We start from the raw sequence: 17,796 nt of genomic DNA, 5'->3' as shown, positions 1-17,796 counted from the left end.
TCCCGCGTGGTTCAGTGCGGCTGCGGCGGCTGCTCGATCGCGTCGGCCACCCGCTGCTGGACCTCCTCGACGGAGCCCAGGCCGTCGACCTCGAAGACCAGGCCGCGGTCGCGGTAGACGGCGATCAGCGGCGAGGTCTGCTCGAGGTAGACCTCCTGCCGCTCCCGGATGACCTCCGGGCTGTCGTCGGTGCGGCCCTCCTGCACGGCCCGCTGGTGCAGCCGCTTGACGACCTCGTCGACGTCGACGTTGAGGACGATGACGTGGTCGAGCTCGTGGCCCTGCTCGGCCAGCACCTTGTCGAGGAAGTCGACCTGCGCCAGCGTGCGCGGGTAGCCGTCGAGCAGGAAGCCGTCGGCGACGTCGGCCTGCGAGAGGCGGTCGCGGACCACCTCGTTGGTCAGCTCGTCCGGCACGTACCGGCCGGAGTCGAGGTAGCCCTTCACCTGCTGACCGAGCGAGGTCTCGTCGGCGATGTTCGACCGGAAGATGTCGCCGGTGGAGACGGCCGGCACGGCGAACCGCTTGGCCACCAGCTCGGCCTGGGTGCCCTTGCCCGCGCCCGGCGGGCCCATGATCAACAGTCGCGTCACCGCAAGAACCCCTCGTAGTTGCGCTGCTGCAGCTGGCTCTCGATCTGCTGCACGGTCTGCAGGCCGACACCGACCATGATCAGGATGGAGGTGCCGCCGAACATGTTGTTGAACGACTGGCCGCCATCGCTGGGGTTCAGCACGTTGAAGGCCAGCAGTGGCAACAGGGCCACGAGCGCCAGGTAGATGGCGCCGGCCGACGTGATGCGGTTGAGCACGTAGGCCAGGTACTCCTCGGTGGCCCGGCCGGCACGGATGCCGGGCACGAAGCCGCCGTAGCGCTTCATGTTGTCGGAGATGTCCTTCGGGTTGAACGTGATGGACACGTAGAAGAACGCGAACCCGACGATCAGCAGGAAGTACGCCGCGATGTACACGGGGTGCGTGCCGCGGGTGAAGTTGTCCTGGATCCACAGCGCCCAGCCCGAGGTCTGGTTGAACTGCGCGGCCAGCAGCGGGATGTAGAGCAGCGACGAGGCGAAGATGACCGGGATGACACCCGCCTGGTTGATCTTCAGCGGGATGTACGTGGCCGAGCCGCCGTACATGCGCCTGCCGACCATGCGTTTGGCGTACTGGACGGGGATGCGGCGCTGGGCCTGCTCGACGAAGACGATGAGCGCGACGACGATCAGCGCGACCACGACGACCAGGCCGAAGACGCCCCAGCCGCGGCTGGTCTGGATGCTCCAGAACATGCTCGGCACGCTGGCGACGATCTGCGTGAAGATCAGCAGCGACATGCCGTTGCCGACGCCGCGGTCGGTGATCAGCTCACCCAGCCACATGACCAGGCCGGTGCCGGCGGTCATCACGATGATCATGATGGCGGCGGTGGACAGGGAGTCGTTCTGCAGCACCTCTTCGGGGCAGTTCGGGAAGAACTGCCCGCGGCGGGCGAGCGTGACGATGGTGGTGGCCTGCAGCAGCGCCAGACCGATGGTGAGGTAGCGGGTGTACTGCGTGATCTGCGCCTGACCGGACGCGCCTTCCTTGCGCAGCGCCTCGATGCGCGGGATCACGACCGTCAGCAGCTGCAGGATGATGCTGGCGGTGATGTACGGGATGATGCCGAGCGCGAACACCGCGAGCTGCAGCATCGCGCCACCCGAGAACAGGTTGAGCATCCCGTAGATGCCCTCGTTGCCGGCGAGGTCCACACAGGTCCGTACCGCCGGGACGTCGACACCGGGCGTGGGCAGGACCGAGCCGACCCGGAAGATCGCGATGATGCCCAGCGTGAACAGCAATTTCTGGCGCAGGTCAGGTGTACGGAACGCCTGCGCGAACACTCTGAGCACTTCAAGGCCTCCTGCGTGGCCGACGGCGGAGACGACTGCTGGGTCGAAGCCGGCGCGGTGGTACGGACGGAACAGACGTTAACACCGCCGGGTCCGAACGACCGAAAGCGCCTGTCGCCTGGTAAGACGGCAGGACGCTCTCGGAACCGTTCGAACACACCGGTGTGGGGCGCCTACACCTCGGTGACGGTGCCCCCAGCAGCGGTGATCTTCTCCTTCGCGCTGCCGGAGAACGCGTTGGCGTTCACTCGCAGCGCAACCGAGATCTCACCGGTGCCCAGAACCTTGACCGGCTTGCCGGCCCGCACAGCGCCCTTGGCCACGAGGTCGTCGACGGTGACGTCCCCGCCCTCCGGGAAGAGCGACGCCAGCTTGTCCAGGTTCACGACCTGGAACTCGACGCGGAACGGGTTCTTGAACCCCTTCAGCTTCGGCAGGCGCATGTGCAGCGGCATCTGGCCGCCCTCGAAGCGGGCCGGTACCTGGTAGCGAGCCTTCGTGCCCTTGGTGCCGCGACCCGCGGTCTTCCCCTTCGACGCCTCACCGCGACCCACACGGGTCTTCGGGGTCTTGGCGCCGGGGGCCGGCCGCAGGTGGTGCGGCTTCAGCGGCGAGTTGCTCATGCCTCTCACACCTCCTCGACGGCGACCAAGTGCGCCACCGTCTTGACCATGCCCCGGATCTCAGGGCGGTCCTCCTTGACGACCTCGTGTCCGATCCGCTTCAGGCCGAGCGAGCGCAGGGTGTTGCGCTGGGACGACGTCCCGCCGATCGGGCTCTTGACCTGACGGACCTTCAGCTGCCCACTCATGCCGACGCTCCCGCGGCCTGGGCGCGCAGCAGCGCGGCCGGAGCGACGTCCTCGAGCGGCAGGCCACGGCGGGCCGCCACCTGCTCCGGACGCTCCAGCGACTTCAGCGCCTCCACCGTGGCGTGCACGATGTTGATGGCGTTGGACGAGCCGAGCGACTTGCTCAGGACGTCGTGGACGCCGGCGGCCTCCAGCACGGCGCGCACCGGACCACCGGCGATGACGCCGGTACCGGGCGAGGCCGGGCGGAGCAGCACGACGCCGGCAGCCTTCTCACCCTGCACGGGGTGCGGGATGGTGCCCTGGATCCGCGGCACCTTGAAGAACTGCTTCTTGGCCTCCTCGACACCCTTGGCGATGGCCGAGGGCACCTCCTTGGCCTTGCCGTAGCCGACGCCCACGGTGCCGTCGCCGTCGCCGACGACGACCAGAGCCGTGAAGCTGAAGCGACGGCCACCCTGCACGACCTTGGCGACGCGGTTGATGGCGACCACGGTCTCGATGTAGTTGGTCTTGTCCGCGCCGTCGCCGCGACGGTTGTCGCGATCGCGACGGTCACGACGATCGCGGCGCTCGCCACCGGCACCGCCACCGCGGCGCTGGGGTTCAGCCATGATGTCCCTCTATCCTTCTCGAGATTCTCGGCCGAGACATGCTTCTCAGTCGAGGCCGAAGTTTGTGGTCAGAGCTTCAGGCCGCCCTCGCGGGCGCCCTCCGCCACCGCGGCCACCCGGCCGTGGTACTGGTTGCCGCCGCGGTCGAACACCACGGCCTCGACGCCGGCCGCCTTGGCCCGGTCGGCGACGAGCTCACCGACGCGGCGCGCCTTGGCGGTCTTGTCGCCGTCGAGCGAACGCAGGTCGGCCTCCATGCTGGTGGCCGAGGCCAGGGTGCGGCCGGTGGCGTCGTCGACGACCTGGACCACCATGTGCCGCAGCGACCGGGTGACGACCAGACGCGGCCGCTCGGTCGTGCCGGTGACCTTCTTCCGGACCCGCAGGTGCCGGCGGTCGCGGGCAACCCGCTTGTCGCCCTTCTTGATGTGGCGATTGATCGCGATGCCCATGACTTACTTACCAGCCTTTCCGACCTTGCGCCGGACGTGCTCGCCCTCGTACCGCACGCCCTTGCCCTTGTACGGCTCGGGCTTGCGGATCTTGCGAATGTTCGCCGCGATCTCGCCGACCTTCTGCTTGTCGATGCCCTGCACCGAGAACTTGGTGGGCGACTCGACGGCGAACGTGATGCCCTCGGGCGGCTCGACGACGACCGGGTGGCTGAAGCCGAGCGCGAACTCGAGGCTCTGGCCCTTGGCCGTGACGCGGTAGCCGACGCCGACGATCTCGAGCTTCTTGACGTAACCCTCGGTGACACCGGTGACCATGTTGGAGACGAGCGTCCGGGTGAGCCCGTGCAGGGCACGGCTCTCGCGCTCGTCGTCCGGGCGGACGACCTGCAGAGAGCCGTCGTCACCCTTCTCGACGCCGATGACCTCGGGCAGCGTGTGGTTCAGCGTGCCCTTGGGGCCCGTGACCTTGACCGCGCGGCCGTCGATGTCGACCTGAACGCCGGACGGTACCGGGATCGGGAGCTTGCCGATGCGCGACATGAGTATTGCGCTCCTTTCCCGTTACCAGACGTAGGCGAGGACTTCCCCGCCCACACCCTGCTTGGCTGCCGCCTGGCCCGTGAGCAGGCCCTGCGACGTGGAGATGATGGCGACGCCCAGCCCGCCGAGCACGCGCGGCATGTTGGTGGCCTTCGCGTAGACCCGCAGACCCGGCTTGCTGACGCGGCGGATGCCGGCGATCGAGCGCTCGCGGGACGGGCCGTACTTCAGGGTGAGCTCGAGCGTCTTGCCCACCTGGTCCTCAGCCGGCTCACGCACGGAGAAACCGGCGATGTAGCCCTGCTGCTTGAGGATCTCGGCGATGTTCATCTTGATCTTGCTGTGCGGCATCGCCACGGTGTCGTGGTGAGCCGTGTTGGCGTTGCGCAGACGGGTGAGCATGTCTGCGATCGGGTCGGTCATGGTCATGTGTGGTTGCCGCTTTCCCGTCGTGGTTTCCGCTTCGCGGACCTGCGACGATCCGATGGGGTCGGGCTCGTTACCAGCTGGGCTGGTTACCAGCTGGATTTGGTGATGCCCGGCAGCTCGCCGCGGTGCGCCATCTCGCGCAGGCACACCCGGCACAGCCCGAACTTGCGGTACACCGAGTGCGGCCGGCCGCACTTCTGGCACCGGGTGTACGCACGCACGGCGAACTTCGGCTTGCGCGCAGCCTTGATGACAAGAGCCTTCTTCGCCACGTCAGTTCTCCTTGAACGGGAAACCGAGCAGCTTGAGCAGCGCCCGACCCTGGTCGTCGTTGGTCGCGGTCGTGACGACCGTGATGTCCATGCCGCGGACCCGGTCGATCCTGTCCTGGTCGATCTCGTGGAACATCGACTGCTCGTTGAGGCCGAAGGTGTAGTTCCCGTTGCCGTCGAACTGCTTGCCCGACAGGCCGCGGAAGTCCCGGATGCGCGGCAGCGCGATGGTCACCAGGCGGTCCAGGAACTCCCACATGCGGTCGCCGCGCAGCGTGGCGTGCGCTCCGATGGGCATGCCCTCGCGCAGCTTGAACTGAGCGATGGACTTGCGCGCCTTGGTGACCGACGGCCGCTGACCGGTGATGGCCCCGAGGTCGGCGATGGCGCCCTCGATCAGCTTCGCGTCACGAGCGGCCTCGCCGACACCCATGTTGACGACGACCTTGGTCACGGTCGGCACCTGCATGACGTTCGCGATCTGGAACTGCTCGCGCAGGCCCGCGATGATCTCGTCGCGGTAGCGCTGCTTGAGCCTTGGAATGGAGTGAGAGCGCGCGTCCGTGATGGTCATCAGATGTCCTCACCGGTGCGCTTGGCGAACCGGACCTTGTTGCCGTTGTCGTCGATGCGGTACCCGACCCGGGTGCCCACCGTCTTCTTCTTGCCGTCCACGTCGGCCTCGACCGCGAGCTGCACGTTCGAGATGTGGATCGGCGCCTCCTGGTGCACGATCCCGCCGGACTGCTGCGTGCCGCGGGCGGTCTGCGTCGGCTTCGTGTGCTTGGTGATGCGGTTGACGCCCTCGACGAGGACACGCTCCTGGCGCGGGTAGGCCGCGATGACCTTGCCCACCAGGCCCTTGTCCTTGCCTGCGATGACGACGACCTTGTCACCCTTCTTGATCTTCATGCTCACAACACCTCCGGAGCGAGCGAGATGATGCGCATGAAGCGCTTGTCCCGCAGCTCGCGACCGACGGGGCCGAAGATGCGCGTGCCGCGCGGGTCCCCGCCGTCCCTGATGATGACCGCCGCGTTCTCGTCGAAGCGGATGTAGGAGCCGTCCGGACGGCGTCGCTCCTTCACGGTCCGCACGACCACGGCCTTGACGACGTCGCCCTTCTTGACCGCGCCGCCGGGGATTGCATCCTTGACGGTGGCCACGATGACATCACCGATGCCGGCGTATCGCCGACCGGAGCCACCGAGCACACGGATGCACAAGAGCTCCTTGGCACCGGTGTTGTCGGCGACCCGCAGTCGCGACTCCTGCTGAATCATCTCGCTCCTACTTCGCCTTCTCGAGGATCTCCACGACGCGCCAGCGCTTCGTGGCCGACAGCGGACGGGTCTCCATGAGCAGGACGCGGTCGCCGATGCCGGCGGTGTTCTGCTCGTCGTGGGCCTTCAGCTTGCTCGACCGACGGACGACCTTGCCGTAGAGCGGGTGCTTGAAGCGGTCCTCGACGGTGACGACGACGGTCTTGTCCATCTTGTCGCTGACCACCACGCCCTGGCGGGTCTTGCGGTAGCCGCGGCCGCCCGGGGCGTTCCCCGTGGCCTTCGGGCTCTCGGTCACGTTCTCTTCCTTGTTCGCGGGGCTCACTCGGCACCATCCTCGTCCGAGGCACGCTTCTCAGCCGAGGGCGCGGTGTCCTGCGCTGCGGCGGCCTTCTTGGTCGTCCGCTTACGCGGCGCGGCCTTCTTCGGCGCCTCGGCGTCGTCGGCCGCGTCCTTGGCCGCGGTCTTCTTGGCCGCTGCCTTCTTCGGCTCGGCCTTGGCCTCCGCCTTCTCGGCCTTCTTCGGCTCGGCCGGCGCCGCCACGACGGCGACGATGCCGAGCTCGCGCTCGCGCATGATCGTGTAGATGCGCGCGATGTCGCGACGGACGGCCTTCAGCCGGCCGTGGCTCTCCAGCTGACCGGTGGCACCCTGGAACCGCAGGTTGAACAGCGACTCCTTGGCCTTCTGCAGCTCCTCGACCAGCTCGTCGTCCGACTGGTCGCGCAGCGACACGGCGTCGAGGTTCTTCGAACCGATCGCCATCAGAACTCACCTGCCTCGCGCTTGACGATGCGCGCCTTCATCGGAAGCTTGTGGATCGCACGCGTGAGCGCCTCGCGAGCCACGGTCTCGTTCGGGAACGACAGCTCGAACATGACGCGGCCCGGCTTGACGTTCGCGATCCACCACTCGGGCGAGCCCTTACCGGAACCCATGCGGGTCTCGGCCGGCTTCTTGGTCAGCGGACGGTCCGGGTAGATGTTGATCCACACCTTGCCGCCACGCCGGATGTGCCGGGTGATGGCGATACGAGCGGCCTCGATCTGGCGGTTGGTCACGTAGTGGCCCTCGACCGCCTGGATGCCGTACTCGCCGAACGCCAGCGTCGTGCCGCCCTTGGCCATGCCACGGCGCCGCGGGTGGTGCTGCTTGCGGTGCTTGACCTTGCGAGGGATCAGCATGATCTCAACCCTCCTGGCCCGTCGTGGTCGCCGCGGTGTCGGCGGCCGGCGCCTCGGGCGCGGTCGCCTCGGCCGGAGCGGCCTGGGTGGCGGGAGCGTTGTCGCGGTCGCCGCGGCCACCCGGCCGGCGGCGCTCCGGACGGCCACGGCCGCCGCCACCACCGCGCTGCTGCTGAGCGCGGGCCTGTGCGGCCTGCTCAGCGGCGCGCTCGGCGCGGGAGCCGCTCACGTCGCCCTTGTAGATCCACACCTTCACGCCGATGCGGCCGAAGGTGGTGCGGGCCTCGTAGAAGCCGTAGTCGACGTCGGCGCGCAGCGTGTGCAGCGGGACCCGGCCCTCGCGGTAGAACTCCGAGCGGCTCATCTCGGCGCCGCCGAGACGGCCCGAGCACTGGATCCGGACGCCCTTGGCGCCGGCACGCATCGTGGTCTGCAGCGCCTTGCGCATCGCGCGGCGGAATGCCACGCGAGCCGACAGCTGCTCGGCCACACCCTGCGCGACCAGCTGAGCGTCGATCTCGGGCTGCTTCACCTCGAGGACGTTCATCTGGACCTGCTTGCCGGTGAGCTTCTCGAGCTCCGAGCGCAGGCGGTCCGCGCCCACGCCGCGACGGCCGATGACGATGCCCGGCCGGGCGGTGTGGATGTCGACGCGCACGCGGTCACGGGTGCGCTCGATGTCGACGTGCGAGATGCCGGCGCGCTCCATGCCGTCCGTCATCAGCTTGCGGATGGCGACGTCCTCGGCGATGTAGTCGCGGTAGCGCTGACCCTGGGTCGTGCTGTCGGCGAACCACCGGCTCTTGTGATCGGTGGAAATGCCCAGCCGGAACCCGTGCGGGTTGATCTTCTGACCCACTAGCGGGCCCCTCCCTTCGCTGCAGCGATCGACGCCTTGTCGTCGACGATCACCGTGATGTGGCACGTCCGCTTGTTGATGCGGCTCGCGCGGCCATGGGCGCGCGGGCGGAACCGCTTCATGGTCGGGCCGTCATCGACGTACGCCTGCGCGATGACCAGCGTCTCGCGCGGCGTGCCCGCGAGGTCGTCGGCGTTCGCGATGGCGCTCTCGATCACCTTGCGCACCGGCTCGGCGGCCGCCTGCGGTGCGAACCGCAGCAGCGCCGAGGCCTCGTCCGCGTCCATCCCACGGATCAGGTCCACCACACGGCGCGCCTTCATGGGCGTGACGCGGACAAACCGCGCCTGAGCCCTGGCTTCCATCGTTACTCCTCAGTCATTCCGTGGTGGACGTCACCGGCGCCGGGCGCGGCGGTCGTCCTTCTCGTGGCCCTTGAACGTGCGCGTGGGCGCGAACTCGCCGAGCTTGTGCCCGACCATCGCCTCCGTGACGAACACCGGGACGTGCTTGCGGCCGTCGTGCACCGCGATGGTGTGGCCGATCATGTCCGGCACGATCATCGAGCGACGGGACCAGGTCTTGATGACGTTCTTCGTGCCCTTCTCGTTCTGAGCATCGACCTTCTTGGCCAGGTGCTCGTCGACGAAGGGGCCCTTCTTCAGGCTGCGCGGCATCTGTTCCTACTCCCGACTCAGCGCTTCTTGCCGGTCTTGCGACGGCGGACGATCTGACGGTCGCTGGGCTTGTTCTTCCGGCGGGTGCGCCCCTCGGGACGACCGTTCGGGTTGACCGGGTGGCGACCACCGGAGGTCTTGCCCTCACCACCACCGTGCGGGTGGTCGACCGGGTTCATGGCCACGCCGCGGACCGTCGGGCGCTTGCCCTTCCAGCGCATGCGGCCGGCCTTGCCCCAGTTGATGTTCGACTGCTCGGCGTTGCCGACCTCGCCGACAGTGGCGCGGCAGCGCACGTCGACGTTGCGGATCTCACCGGACGGCATGCGCAGCTGCGCCCAGGTGCCCTCCTTGGCGACCAGCTGAACGCCGGTGCCGGCGGAGCGGGCGATCTTCGCACCGCCACCGGGCCGCAGCTCGATGGCGTGAACGACCGTACCGACCGGGATGTTGCGCAGCGGCAGGTTGTTGCCCGGCTTGATGTCGGCACCCGGGCCGGCCTCGACCGTGGCGCCCTGCGCCAGGCGGTACGGCGCCAGGATGTAGCGCTTCTCGCCGTCGGCGTAGTGCAGCAGCGCGATGCGCGACGTGCGGTTCGGGTCGTACTCGATGTGCGCGACCTTCGCCGGCACGCCGTCCTTGTCGGCCCGGCGGAAGTCGACGACCCGGTACTGGCGCTTGTGCCCGCCGCCCTGGTGGCGCGTCGTGATCTTGCCGGAGTTGTTGCGGCCGCCCTTCTTGGGCAGCGGCCGCACCAGCGACTTCTCGGGCGTGGACCGGGTGACCTCGACGAAGTCGGCGACACTGGAGCCGCGTCGGCCCGGCGTCGTCGGCTTGTACTTTCGGATTCCCATTCGTCGTTACCTCAGTAGCTCGTGTCCTGGCCGGCTTCAGCCGACCGGGCCGGAGAAGATGTCGATGCGCTGGCCCTCGGCGACCGTGACGATCGCGCGCTTGATGTCGGGGCGCTTGCCCACACCGAAGCGGGTGCGGCGACGCTTGCCCTGGCGGTTCTGGGTGTTGACACCGGTGACCTTGACGTTGAACACCTTCTCGACCGCGATCTTGATCTCGGTCTTGTTCGCGTCGGGCGCGACCACGAAGGTGTACTTGTTCTCGTCGAGAAGGCTGTAGCTCTTCTCGGACACGACCGGCACGATGAGGATGTCGCGCGGGTCCCTGCGGTTGACGGTCACTTGGTGTCCTCCCCTGTGGAGGTCGTGGTGGCCGCGGCCTGCTCCCCGCCGCCCAGGAACGCGTCGAGCGCGCCCTTGGTGAAGACGATGTCGTCGGCGCAGAGCACGTCGTAGGTGTTCAGCTGGTCGGCCACGAGCAGGTGCACCTGCGGCGCGTTGCGCAGGCTCTTCACCGTCACCTCGTCGCCGCGCTCGATCACGACCAGGACGCTGCGCCGCTCGGTGACCGACAGCAGGGTCTTCAGCGCGGTCTTGGTGCTCGGGGCGTCGCCGTCGACGAAGCCGGTGACCACGTGCACGCGGCCGTGGGTCGCCCGGTCGGACAGCGCACCGCGCAGAGCGGCGGCCTTCATCTTCTTCGGCGTCCGCTGCGAGTAGTCGCGCGGCTGCGGGCCGTGGACGACGCCACCGCCGGTGAACTGCGGCGCGCGGATCGAGCCCTGGCGGGCCCGGCCGGTGCCCTTCTGGCGGTACGGCTTGGCGCCACCGCCGGCGACCTCGGCGCGGGTCTTCGTGGAGTGCGTGCCCTGACGGGCCGCGGCCAGCTGGGCCACCACGACCTGGTGGATCAGCGGGATGTTGACCTGGACCTCGAAGACCGATGCGGGGAGTTCGACGGTGCTGTCCGTGCCGCCCTTGGGGTCGAGAACCGTCACGGTGCTCACTGGGTCACTCCCTTCGCGGCCGTGCGGACGAAGACCAGACCGCCGTTGGGGCCCGGCACCGCGCCCTTGAGGAGCAGCAGCCCCTTCTCGGCGTCGACGGCCTGGACCGCGATGTTCTGGGTGGTCATGCGCTCGGCGCCCATGCGGCCGGCCATCTTCATACCCTTGAAGACGCGACCCGGGGTGGCGCAGCCGCCGATGGAGCCCGGCGAGCGGTGCTTGCGCTGCACGCCGTGCGAGGCGCGCAGACCGTGGAAGCCGTGGCGCTTCATGACACCGGCGAAGCCCTTGCCCTTGGTGGTGCCCGTGACGTCGACCTCCTGGCCGGCCTCGAACACCTCCACCGTCAGCTCCTGGCCGAGGGTGTACTCGGAGGCGTCGGCGGTGCGCAGCTCGGCGACGTGCCGGCGCGGCGTGACACCGGCCTTCTCGAAGTGACCCTGGGCGGGCTTGGTGACCTTGCGCGGGTTCGGCGCGCCGAAGCCCAGCTGGACCGCGTCGTAGCCGTCCTTCTCGGGCGAGCGGACCTGCGTGACGACGCACGGCCCGGCCTTGATGACGGTGACCGGCACGATGCGGTTGTTCTCGTCCCACACCTGGGTCATGCCGAGCTTCTCGCCCAGCAGGCCCTTGCGCACCGTGGTGGCGGCCTCGGAAGACTGAATACTCATCGTCGGCGGTCCCTCAGAGCTTGATCTCGATGTCGACGCCGGCCGGCAGGTCGAGACGCATGAGCGAGTCGACGGTCTTCGGCGTGGGGTCGATGATGTCGATGAGCCGCTTGTGCGTACGCATCTCGAAGTGCTCGCGGCTGTCCTTGTACTTGTGCGGCGACCGGATGACGCAGTACACGTTCTTCTCGGTAGGCAGCGGCACCGGGCCTGCGACCTGCGCACCCGTGCGCGTCACCGTGTCGACGATCTTGCGCGCCGACGTGTCGATGACCTCGTGGTCATAGGCCTTGAGCCGGATGCGGATCTTCTGTCCCGCCATGGCTGCTTGTCGTCCTCACTCTTCGTACTGCTAAGACCCGATCTGAACCAACACTGTGCTGCTGCTCCGCCGACCCCCGCGGTCGGGCGTGTCGCGCCTCGCGGCACATGAATGCCGCGACGTACACGCTGGTCATCGGGGTTTGACGGCCGGACAAGGCCACGCCTGACGGCGTGGTGCCAGCCCCATCGGAGTTCTTCGTCATCGGGCCCGTTATCACACGGTCCCGCGCGCATGGCGCTGACGTCGCCCTCCGCCGAGCAACCTGAACAGTATGCCAGATCAGATTGGCTGAGGCCAATCGCGGTACGAGGGGCGGCCGTGACGGCCGCCCCTCGCAATGTCGAACTACTTGAGGATCTTGGTGACGTTGCCGGCACCAACGGTCCGGCCACCCTCGCGGATGGCGAACTTCAGGCCCTCTTCCATGGCCACCGGCTGGATCAGCACGACGGACATGCTCGTGTTGTCGCCCGGCATGACCATCTCGGTGCCCTCGGGCAGCGTGACGACGCCGGTGACGTCCGTGGTCCGGAAGTAGAACTGCGGACGGTAGTTGTTGAAGAACGGCGTGTGCCGGCCACCCTCGTCCTTGGACAGGATGTAGACCTGCGCCTCGAAGTCGGTGTGCGGCGTGTTGCTGCCGGGCTTCACGGCCACCATGCCGCGCTCGACGTCCTCGCGCTTGGTACCGCGGAGCAGCAGGCCGACGTTCTCACCGGCGCGCGCCTCGTCGAGGGTCTTGCGGAACATCTCGACGGCGGTGACGGTGGTCTTCTGGGCCGGGCCGGGACGGATGCCGACGAGCTCGACCTCCTCGTTGGCCTTCAGCACACCGCGCTCGACGCGGCCGGTGACGACCGTGCCACGACCGGTGATGGTGAAGACGTCCTCGATCGGCATCAGGAACGGCTTCTCGATGTCGCGCACCGGGTCCGGGACGTTCTCGTCGACGGCCTCCATGAGGTCCTCGACGGTCTTGACCCACTCCGCGTCGCCCTCGAGCGCCTTCAGCGCCGAGACCTTGATCACCGGGACGTCGTCGCCGGGGAACTCGTACTCGGAGAGCAGCTCACGCACCTCGAGCTCGACGAGCTCCAGGATCTCCTCGTCGTCGACCATGTCGGCCTTGTTCAGCGCGACCAGGATGTACGGCACGCCGACCTGACGGGCCAGCAGCACGTGCTCCTTGGTCTGCGGCATCGGGCCGTCGGTGGCCGCGACCACGAGGATCGCGCCGTCCATCTGCGCCGCGCCGGTGATCATGTTCTTGATGTAGTCGGCGTGGCCCGGAGCGTCGACGTGCGCGTAGTGACGCTTGTCGGTCTGGTACTCGACGTGCGCGATGTTGATCGTGATACCGCGCTGCTTCTCCTCCGGCGCCTTGTCGATGTCGTCGAACGGAGTGGCCTCGTTCAGGTCCGGGTACTTCTCGTGCAGCACCTTGGTGATGGCAGCCGTGAGCGTGGTCTTGCCGTGGTCGACGTGACCGATGGTGCCGATGTTGACGTGCGGCTTGGTCCGCTCGAACTTCGCCTTAGCCACTGTGGGGTCCTCCTGTGGACTTCGTACGTTGCCGATCCCCCGCCGGTGCGGTGTGTTCGGCTGTGCTTCTCGGTCGGGATTGCTCGTGTGTTCAGGCCGGGTGAAGACCCGGAGAGATTACTCTCCCCGGACCTTCTTGATGATCTCTTCCGCCACGTTCCGAGGAACCTCGGCGTAGGAGTCGAACTGCATCGAATAACTCGCCCGGCCCTGGGTCTTGCTGCGGAGGTCACCGACGTAGCCGAACATCTCCGACAGCGGGACCAGCGCCTTGACGATGCGCTGGCCGGCACGCTCCTCCATGGCCTGGATCTGGCCACGGCGGGAGTTGAGGTCGCCGATGACCTCGCCCATGTAGTCCTCGGGCGTGGACACCTCGACCTCGAACATCGGCTCGAGCAGCACCGGGTCGGCGCGCCGAGCAGCTTCCTTGAACGCCATGGAACCGGCGATCTTGAACGCCAGCTCCGAGGAGTCGACGTCGTGGTAGGCGCCGTCCTGCAGCGTCACCTTCACGTCGACCAGCGGGTAGCCGGCGACGACACCGAACTCCATCGCCTCCTGCGCGCCCGCGTCGACCGAAGGGATGTACTCACGCGGGATGCGACCACCGGTGACCGAGTTCACGAACTCGTAGCCGCCGTCGCCCTCGCCGCCCGTGGGCTCGATGTCGATGATGACGCGCGCGAACTGGCCGGAACCGCCGGTCTGCTTCTTGTGCGTGTACTCGACCTTCTCGACCTTGCGGCGGATGGTCTCGCGGTAGGCGACCTGCGGCTTGCCGACGTTGGCCTCGACCTTGAACTCGCGCTTCATGCGGTCGACCAGGATCTCGAGGTGGAGCTCGCCCATGCCCGAGATGATGGTCTGGCCGGTGTCCTCGTCGGTGCGGACCTGGAACGTCGGGTCCTCGTCGGCGAGGCGCTGGATCGCGGTGCCCAGCTTCTCCTGGTCGCTCTTGGTCTTCGGCTCGATGGCCACCGAGATGACCGGCGCCGGGAACTTCATCGACTCGAGAATGACTGGTTGACCGGAATCCGAGAGCGTGTCGCCCGTCGTGGTGTTCTTCAGACCCATGACGGCGACGATCTGACCGGCGCTGGCCTTCTCGATCTCCTCACGCTTGTTCGCGTGCATGCGGTAGATCTTGCCGATGCGCTCCTTGTTGCCCTTGGTGCTGTTGAGCACCATGGTCGCCGTGGTCAGCGTGCCCGAGTAGACCCGGACGAACGTGAGCTTGCCCAGGTGCGGGTCGGCCATGATCTTGAACGCCAGCGACGACAGCGGCGCGTCCTCGGCGGGCTCGCGGGTGAGGATCTCCTCCTCGTTGTCCACCGCGTGGCCCTCGACCGCACCGACGTCGACCGGCGACGGCAGGTACCGCACGACGGCGTCGAGCATGGGCTGCACGCCCTTGTTCTTGAACGCCGAGCCGGTGAGCACCGGGGTCAGGTTGCCGGCGATGGTCGCGCGGCGGATCGCGGCGATCAGCTCGTCGCGGTCGGGCTCCTTGCCCTCGAGGTACAGCTCCATCATCGCCTCGTCGTTCTCGGCGATGGTCTCGAGCAGGCGGTCGCGCCACTCCTGAGCAGCCTCGGTGTGGGTCTCCGGGATGTCGACGGTGTCGTACATCTCGCCCAGCGGGGTCTCGGCCGACCACACCAGAGCCTTCATGTCGACGAGGTCGACAAGGCCGCGGAAGTCCGCCTCGGCGCCGATCGGGAGCTGCAGGACCAGCGGGGTGGCCTTCAGCCGCGACACGATCATGTCGACGCAGCGGTGGAACTCGGCACCCGTGCGGTCGAGCTTGTTGATGAAGCAGATGCGCGGGACACCGTACTTGTTGGCCTGATGCCAGACGGTCTCCGACTGCGGCTCGACGCCGGCGACGCCGTCGAACACGGCCACCGCGCCGTCCAGGACGCGCAGCGACCGCTCGACCTCGACGGTGAAGTCGACGTGGCCGGGCGTGTCGATGATGTTGATGGTGTGGTCGTCCCACTCACAGGTGGTCGCGGCCGAGGTGATCGTGATGCCGCGTTCCTGCTCCTGCTCCATCCAGTCCATGGTGGCTGCGCCATCGTGGACTTCACCGATCTTGTAGTTGATACCGGTGTAGTACAGGATCCGCTCGGTGGTGGTGGTCTTGCCGGCGTCGATGTGGGCCATGATGCCGATGTTGCGGACCTTGGCCAGATCGAGCTTGCGGAGGTCGGTCGCCATGTGCGTGCGTTCGCTTCCTTATATGCGGTCTCGTCGACTCGGCGCCAGCGACTACCAGCGGTAGTGCGCGAAGGCCTTGTTCGACTCGGCCATCTTGTGGGTGTCCTCGCGACGCTTCACGCTGGCACCCAGGCCGTTGGAGGCGTCGAGGATCTCGTTCATCAGACGCTCCGTCATGGTCTTCTCACGACGGGCGCGGGAGTAGCTGACCAGCCAACGCAGGGCCAGCGTGGTGCTGCGGCCGGCGCGCACCTCGATCGGCACCTGGTAGGTCGCGCCACCGACGCGGCGGCTGCGGACCTCGAGGGTCGGCTTCACGTTGTCGAGCGCGCGCTTGAGCGTGACGACGGGGTCGGTGCCGGTCTTCTCGCGGCAGCCCTCGAGGGCGCCGTGCACGATGCCCTCGGCGATGGACTTCTTGCCGTCCTCGAGCACCTTGTTGACCAGCTGGGTGACCAGCGGCGACCCGTAAACCGGGTCGACGACGACCGGCCGCTTGGGAGCGGGACCCTTGCGCGGCATCAGCTCTTCTCCTTCTTCGCGCCGTAGCGGCTGCGCGCCTGCTTGCGGTTCTTGACGCCCTGGGTGTCGAGCGAACCGCGGATGATCTTGTACCGGACACCCGGGAGGTCCTTCACCCGGCCGCCGCGCACGAGCACCATCGAGTGCTCCTGCAGGTTGTGGCCGACACCGGGGATGTACGCGGTGACCTCGATCTGGCTGGTCAGCTTGACACGGGCAACCTTGCGCAGAGCCGAGTTCGGCTTCTTCGGCGTCGTGGTGTACACACGCGTGCACACGCCGCGACGCTGCGGGCTGCCCTTGAGCGCCGGGGTCTTGTTCTTGGCGACCTTGTCCTGGCGGCCCTTGCGGACCAACTGCTGGATCGTAGGCACTACGTCTCCGTGTCCTCTGCTCGTCGAACTGCCTCGACTGGTCTGGTTTCCGGGGATCACACTGGTCTTTCACCTGGCGTCGGCGCAGGTCGTGGGCGCCTTACGGCGACCCCCGCGGTCGGGCGTGTCGGCCCGGTCCCACGCCGCACGATCAGGCTTCCGATCGATGTGGTCGGTTGATCTGTCCGGTATGCGCTGGCTTCTGCGGCCGGGCGCGCCGGATTGCCCGGAGCAGTCCAGGCACGAAGACTGAGGTTACCCGGTCAAGGGTACCCAGGTCAAAGTGATGCCGCAGCTCGACGGGAAGACGCACTCGCACGATAACGCACGGGTCTCGTCCGCGTCACGACCCCACGCCGGGCGCACCGGCTCGCGACCCCGCCGCGAGTGCGCCGTGTGCGGGCCGTCGGTCAGCAGCGGTAGCCGCCGTCGGCGAGGCCGGCTTCACGCTCGAGCGGATGCTCGCACGGCTTGCGGGGGTCGTGCCGGACCATGTACTCCCAGATGAACCGGACGTAACCGTAGCGCGCCCACTGCTCGGAGTGCACCCGCTCGTGCCGCAACAGCCGCGCCAGGCTGGGCGCGCCCGAACCGGGCGGCCGCCGGCCGGTCTCGATCGATGCGCGCAGGACCTCGGCGGGATCGTCGTGCGAGCCGTTCACCAGGTAGAGCTCGCCCCAGGTGGTGCCGCCACGGGCGGCGAACCAGTCGACGGGGTTCGGCAGGGCCCGCAGCGACCGCGCGCCGGCCGCCGCCATCATCGTCCCCTCGGGCGTGGCCACCAGAGCACCCCGCCGGACCGCCGTCCCCGCGTCGCCGGCGTTGAGGCCGAACAGGCCGGAGTACGACCAGCGGTTGCGGTCGCGCCGGGCGTCGGTGCGGCTGGGCCGGTGGCCGTTGAGCAGCTCTGTCAGCCGGGCCAGCTCGCGCGCCCGCCGGGCGTCGTCGATGCGGACGTAGGGGCGCTCGTCCGGGCCACGCCACACGGTGCGGCCGGCCAGCGGGGCGAACGTCGCCGCCGTGACGCCCTCCTCCCGCGCGATGCCGACCACCTCCTCGGAGCTGTGGCCGGCGGCGAGGGTCCACCGCACCCACTCGCGGTACCGGTCGTCCGGCTCGCCGCTCAGCAGACCGGCGTCGCGGAGCAGCGCGACGGTCGGCTCGGTCATCGGCTCCTCCTCGGCAGCGCGGTGGGTTCCGGCCCGGCGACGGGGCGGGTCCCCGCCCGGTTGGGTGGGTGCCCACCCACTGGGTGGGTCC

The 17,796-nt window shown here is 68.3% G+C and carries 27 protein-coding genes and 1 pseudogene; all 28 read right to left on the bottom strand.

The genetic code is table 11. From position 1 onward, the window contains the following. Positions 1 to 11 precede the first annotated feature (11 nt). Complete coding sequence (locus DZA62_RS01660; RefSeq protein WP_116947032.1) at positions 12 to 593, bottom strand: adenylate kinase; 582 nt, start codon at positions 591 to 593, stop codon at positions 12 to 14. After that, entirely contained in the window at positions 590 to 1,894 is a 1,305-nt protein-coding gene (gene secY / locus DZA62_RS01655) for a preprotein translocase subunit SecY (RefSeq protein WP_116947031.1), read from the bottom strand. Before secY ends, DZA62_RS01660 begins: the two co-directional genes overlap by 4 nt. 173 nt (positions 1,895 to 2,067) lie before the next feature. Further along, positions 2,068 to 2,517 (bottom strand): 50S ribosomal protein L15, encoded by a 450-nt coding sequence (gene rplO / locus DZA62_RS01650; protein WP_116947030.1) that lies wholly within the window; start codon positions 2,515 to 2,517, stop codon positions 2,068 to 2,070. A gap of 5 nt (positions 2,518 to 2,522) precedes the next feature. Beyond that, positions 2,523 to 2,705 carry a 50S ribosomal protein L30 gene (gene rpmD, locus DZA62_RS01645; RefSeq protein ID WP_053206303.1) on the bottom strand — a complete coding sequence of 61 codons (183 nt, stop codon included), beginning with the start codon at positions 2,703 to 2,705 and terminating at the stop codon, positions 2,523 to 2,525. Continuing rightward, positions 2,702 to 3,319, bottom strand: a complete 618-nt coding sequence (gene rpsE / locus DZA62_RS01640; protein WP_116947029.1) for a 30S ribosomal protein S5 — start codon at positions 3,317 to 3,319, stop codon at positions 2,702 to 2,704. The genes rpmD and rpsE overlap by 4 nt, the downstream gene beginning before the upstream one ends. 68 nt (positions 3,320 to 3,387) lie before the next feature. Continuing rightward, positions 3,388 to 3,771: a 50S ribosomal protein L18 gene (rplR, locus tag DZA62_RS01635; protein WP_116947028.1), complete on the bottom strand. Its 384-nt coding sequence runs from the start codon at positions 3,769 to 3,771 to the stop codon at positions 3,388 to 3,390. A gap of 3 nt (positions 3,772 to 3,774) precedes the next feature. Then, positions 3,775 to 4,314, bottom strand: a complete 540-nt coding sequence (gene rplF / locus DZA62_RS01630; RefSeq protein ID WP_116947027.1) for a 50S ribosomal protein L6 — start codon at positions 4,312 to 4,314, stop codon at positions 3,775 to 3,777. A gap of 21 nt (positions 4,315 to 4,335) precedes the next feature. Continuing rightward, entirely contained in the window at positions 4,336 to 4,743 is a 408-nt protein-coding gene (gene rpsH / locus DZA62_RS01625) for a 30S ribosomal protein S8 (RefSeq protein WP_116947026.1), read from the bottom strand. 86 nt (positions 4,744 to 4,829) lie between these two features. Continuing rightward, positions 4,830 to 5,015 (bottom strand): type Z 30S ribosomal protein S14, encoded by a 186-nt coding sequence (locus DZA62_RS01620; RefSeq protein ID WP_046772627.1) that lies wholly within the window; start codon positions 5,013 to 5,015, stop codon positions 4,830 to 4,832. Between the two features lies 1 nt (position 5,016). Beyond that, a complete protein-coding gene (rplE, locus tag DZA62_RS01615) occupies positions 5,017 to 5,589 on the bottom strand; it encodes a 50S ribosomal protein L5 (RefSeq protein ID WP_116947025.1) in 573 nt (190 codons plus the stop codon). Next, complete coding sequence (gene rplX / locus DZA62_RS01610) at positions 5,589 to 5,933, bottom strand: 50S ribosomal protein L24 (protein ID WP_408617850.1); 345 nt, start codon at positions 5,931 to 5,933, stop codon at positions 5,589 to 5,591. Before rplX ends, rplE begins: the two co-directional genes overlap by 1 nt. After that, positions 5,930 to 6,298: a 50S ribosomal protein L14 gene (gene rplN / locus DZA62_RS01605; RefSeq protein WP_046772624.1), complete on the bottom strand. Its 369-nt coding sequence runs from the start codon at positions 6,296 to 6,298 to the stop codon at positions 5,930 to 5,932. Before rplN ends, rplX begins: the two co-directional genes overlap by 4 nt. A 7-nt stretch (positions 6,299 to 6,305) precedes the next feature. Beyond that, a complete protein-coding gene (gene rpsQ / locus DZA62_RS36700) occupies positions 6,306 to 6,623 on the bottom strand; it encodes a 30S ribosomal protein S17 (protein WP_116947023.1) in 318 nt (105 codons plus the stop codon). Positions 6,624 to 6,730: 107 nt separating this feature from the next. Next, a pseudogene (gene rpmC, locus DZA62_RS36695) lies at positions 6,731 to 7,063 on the bottom strand (50S ribosomal protein L29); the annotation flags it as partial. Beyond that, entirely contained in the window at positions 7,063 to 7,482 is a 420-nt protein-coding gene (gene rplP / locus DZA62_RS01590) for a 50S ribosomal protein L16 (RefSeq protein WP_116947021.1), read from the bottom strand. The pseudogene rpmC and the gene rplP, both read right to left, overlap by 1 nt. Positions 7,483 to 7,486: 4 nt before the next feature. After that, positions 7,487 to 8,341, bottom strand: a complete 855-nt coding sequence (rpsC, locus tag DZA62_RS01585) for a 30S ribosomal protein S3 (RefSeq protein WP_116947020.1) — start codon at positions 8,339 to 8,341, stop codon at positions 7,487 to 7,489. Next, positions 8,341 to 8,706 (bottom strand): 50S ribosomal protein L22, encoded by a 366-nt coding sequence (gene rplV / locus DZA62_RS01580; protein WP_116947019.1) that lies wholly within the window; start codon positions 8,704 to 8,706, stop codon positions 8,341 to 8,343. Before rplV ends, rpsC begins: the two co-directional genes overlap by 1 nt. Positions 8,707 to 8,736: 30 nt before the next feature. Next, positions 8,737 to 9,018: a 30S ribosomal protein S19 gene (rpsS, locus tag DZA62_RS01575; RefSeq protein WP_046772620.1), complete on the bottom strand. Its 282-nt coding sequence runs from the start codon at positions 9,016 to 9,018 to the stop codon at positions 8,737 to 8,739. 17 nt (positions 9,019 to 9,035) lie between these two features. Further along, positions 9,036 to 9,872, bottom strand: coding sequence for a 50S ribosomal protein L2 (rplB, locus tag DZA62_RS01570; protein ID WP_116947018.1), 837 nt, complete (start codon positions 9,870 to 9,872; stop codon positions 9,036 to 9,038). Between the two features lie 36 nt (positions 9,873 to 9,908). Next, a complete protein-coding gene (gene rplW, locus DZA62_RS01565) occupies positions 9,909 to 10,214 on the bottom strand; it encodes a 50S ribosomal protein L23 (RefSeq protein ID WP_198663311.1) in 306 nt (101 codons plus the stop codon). Next, positions 10,211 to 10,879, bottom strand: coding sequence for a 50S ribosomal protein L4 (rplD, locus tag DZA62_RS01560; RefSeq protein WP_116947016.1), 669 nt, complete (start codon positions 10,877 to 10,879; stop codon positions 10,211 to 10,213). Before rplD ends, rplW begins: the two co-directional genes overlap by 4 nt. Then, a complete protein-coding gene (gene rplC / locus DZA62_RS01555) occupies positions 10,876 to 11,550 on the bottom strand; it encodes a 50S ribosomal protein L3 (RefSeq protein WP_116947015.1) in 675 nt (224 codons plus the stop codon). Before rplC ends, rplD begins: the two co-directional genes overlap by 4 nt. A gap of 13 nt (positions 11,551 to 11,563) precedes the next feature. Continuing rightward, a complete protein-coding gene (rpsJ, locus tag DZA62_RS01550) occupies positions 11,564 to 11,872 on the bottom strand; it encodes a 30S ribosomal protein S10 (RefSeq protein ID WP_026877498.1) in 309 nt (102 codons plus the stop codon). A 348-nt stretch (positions 11,873 to 12,220) separates the two neighbouring features. Beyond that, entirely contained in the window at positions 12,221 to 13,417 is a 1,197-nt protein-coding gene (tuf, locus tag DZA62_RS01545; RefSeq protein WP_116947014.1) for an elongation factor Tu, read from the bottom strand. A gap of 117 nt (positions 13,418 to 13,534) precedes the next feature. Then, positions 13,535 to 15,640: an elongation factor G gene (gene fusA, locus DZA62_RS01540; protein WP_116947013.1), complete on the bottom strand. Its 2,106-nt coding sequence runs from the start codon at positions 15,638 to 15,640 to the stop codon at positions 13,535 to 13,537. 51 nt (positions 15,641 to 15,691) lie between these two features. After that, the gene (rpsG, locus tag DZA62_RS01535) at positions 15,692 to 16,162 is read right to left on the bottom strand and encodes a 30S ribosomal protein S7 (protein WP_092614269.1); all 471 of its coding nucleotides are present in this window, start codon (positions 16,160 to 16,162) and stop codon (positions 15,692 to 15,694) included. Then, positions 16,162 to 16,536, bottom strand: a complete 375-nt coding sequence (rpsL, locus tag DZA62_RS01530) for a 30S ribosomal protein S12 (protein ID WP_026877502.1) — start codon at positions 16,534 to 16,536, stop codon at positions 16,162 to 16,164. The genes rpsG and rpsL overlap by 1 nt, the downstream gene beginning before the upstream one ends. A 410-nt stretch (positions 16,537 to 16,946) precedes the next feature. After that, positions 16,947 to 17,705 (bottom strand): hypothetical protein, encoded by a 759-nt coding sequence (locus DZA62_RS01525; protein ID WP_157987405.1) that lies wholly within the window; start codon positions 17,703 to 17,705, stop codon positions 16,947 to 16,949. Positions 17,706 to 17,796 lie beyond the last annotated feature (91 nt).

It is taken from the genome of Jiangella endophytica, assembly GCF_003427025.1.
Taxonomy (GTDB): Bacteria; Actinomycetota; Actinomycetes; order Jiangellales; family Jiangellaceae; genus Jiangella; species Jiangella endophytica.
Note: the sequence above shows the minus strand (reverse complement) of the source record. Positions and strands in the feature narration are given on the sequence as shown.

What these genes read in the sequence shown, in the direction of transcription:
- rplO (WP_116947030.1), bottom strand. Translation starts at nt 2,517, where the DNA reads ATGAGCAACTCGCCGCTGAAGCCGCACCACCTGCGGCCGGCCCCCGGC.
- rpmD (WP_053206303.1), bottom strand. Translation starts at nt 2,705, where the DNA reads ATGAGTGGGCAGCTGAAGGTCCGTCAGGTCAAGAGCCCGATCGGCGGG.
- rpsE (WP_116947029.1), bottom strand. Translation starts at nt 3,319, where the DNA reads ATGGCTGAACCCCAGCGCCGCGGTGGCGGTGCCGGTGGCGAGCGCCGC.
- rplR (WP_116947028.1), bottom strand. Translation starts at nt 3,771, where the DNA reads ATGGGCATCGCGATCAATCGCCACATCAAGAAGGGCGACAAGCGGGTT.
- rplF (WP_116947027.1), bottom strand. Translation starts at nt 4,314, where the DNA reads ATGTCGCGCATCGGCAAGCTCCCGATCCCGGTACCGTCCGGCGTTCAG.
- rpsH (WP_116947026.1), bottom strand. Translation starts at nt 4,743, where the DNA reads ATGACCATGACCGACCCGATCGCAGACATGCTCACCCGTCTGCGCAAC.
- rplE (WP_116947025.1), bottom strand. Translation starts at nt 5,589, where the DNA reads ATGACCATCACGGACGCGCGCTCTCACTCCATTCCAAGGCTCAAGCAG.
- rplN (WP_046772624.1), bottom strand. Translation starts at nt 6,298, where the DNA reads ATGATTCAGCAGGAGTCGCGACTGCGGGTCGCCGACAACACCGGTGCC.
- rplP (WP_116947021.1), bottom strand. Translation starts at nt 7,482, where the DNA reads ATGCTGATCCCTCGCAAGGTCAAGCACCGCAAGCAGCACCACCCGCGG.
- rplV (WP_116947019.1), bottom strand. Translation starts at nt 8,706, where the DNA reads ATGGAAGCCAGGGCTCAGGCGCGGTTTGTCCGCGTCACGCCCATGAAG.
- rpsS (WP_046772620.1), bottom strand. Translation starts at nt 9,018, where the DNA reads ATGCCGCGCAGCCTGAAGAAGGGCCCCTTCGTCGACGAGCACCTGGCC.
- rplB (WP_116947018.1), bottom strand. Translation starts at nt 9,872, where the DNA reads ATGGGAATCCGAAAGTACAAGCCGACGACGCCGGGCCGACGCGGCTCC.
- rplC (WP_116947015.1), bottom strand. Translation starts at nt 11,550, where the DNA reads ATGAGTATTCAGTCTTCCGAGGCCGCCACCACGGTGCGCAAGGGCCTG.
- rpsJ (WP_026877498.1), bottom strand. Translation starts at nt 11,872, where the DNA reads ATGGCGGGACAGAAGATCCGCATCCGGCTCAAGGCCTATGACCACGAG.
- fusA (WP_116947013.1), bottom strand. Translation starts at nt 15,640, where the DNA reads ATGGCGACCGACCTCCGCAAGCTCGATCTGGCCAAGGTCCGCAACATC.
- rpsG (WP_092614269.1), bottom strand. Translation starts at nt 16,162, where the DNA reads ATGCCGCGCAAGGGTCCCGCTCCCAAGCGGCCGGTCGTCGTCGACCCG.
- DZA62_RS01525 (WP_157987405.1), bottom strand. Translation starts at nt 17,705, where the DNA reads ATGACCGAGCCGACCGTCGCGCTGCTCCGCGACGCCGGTCTGCTGAGC.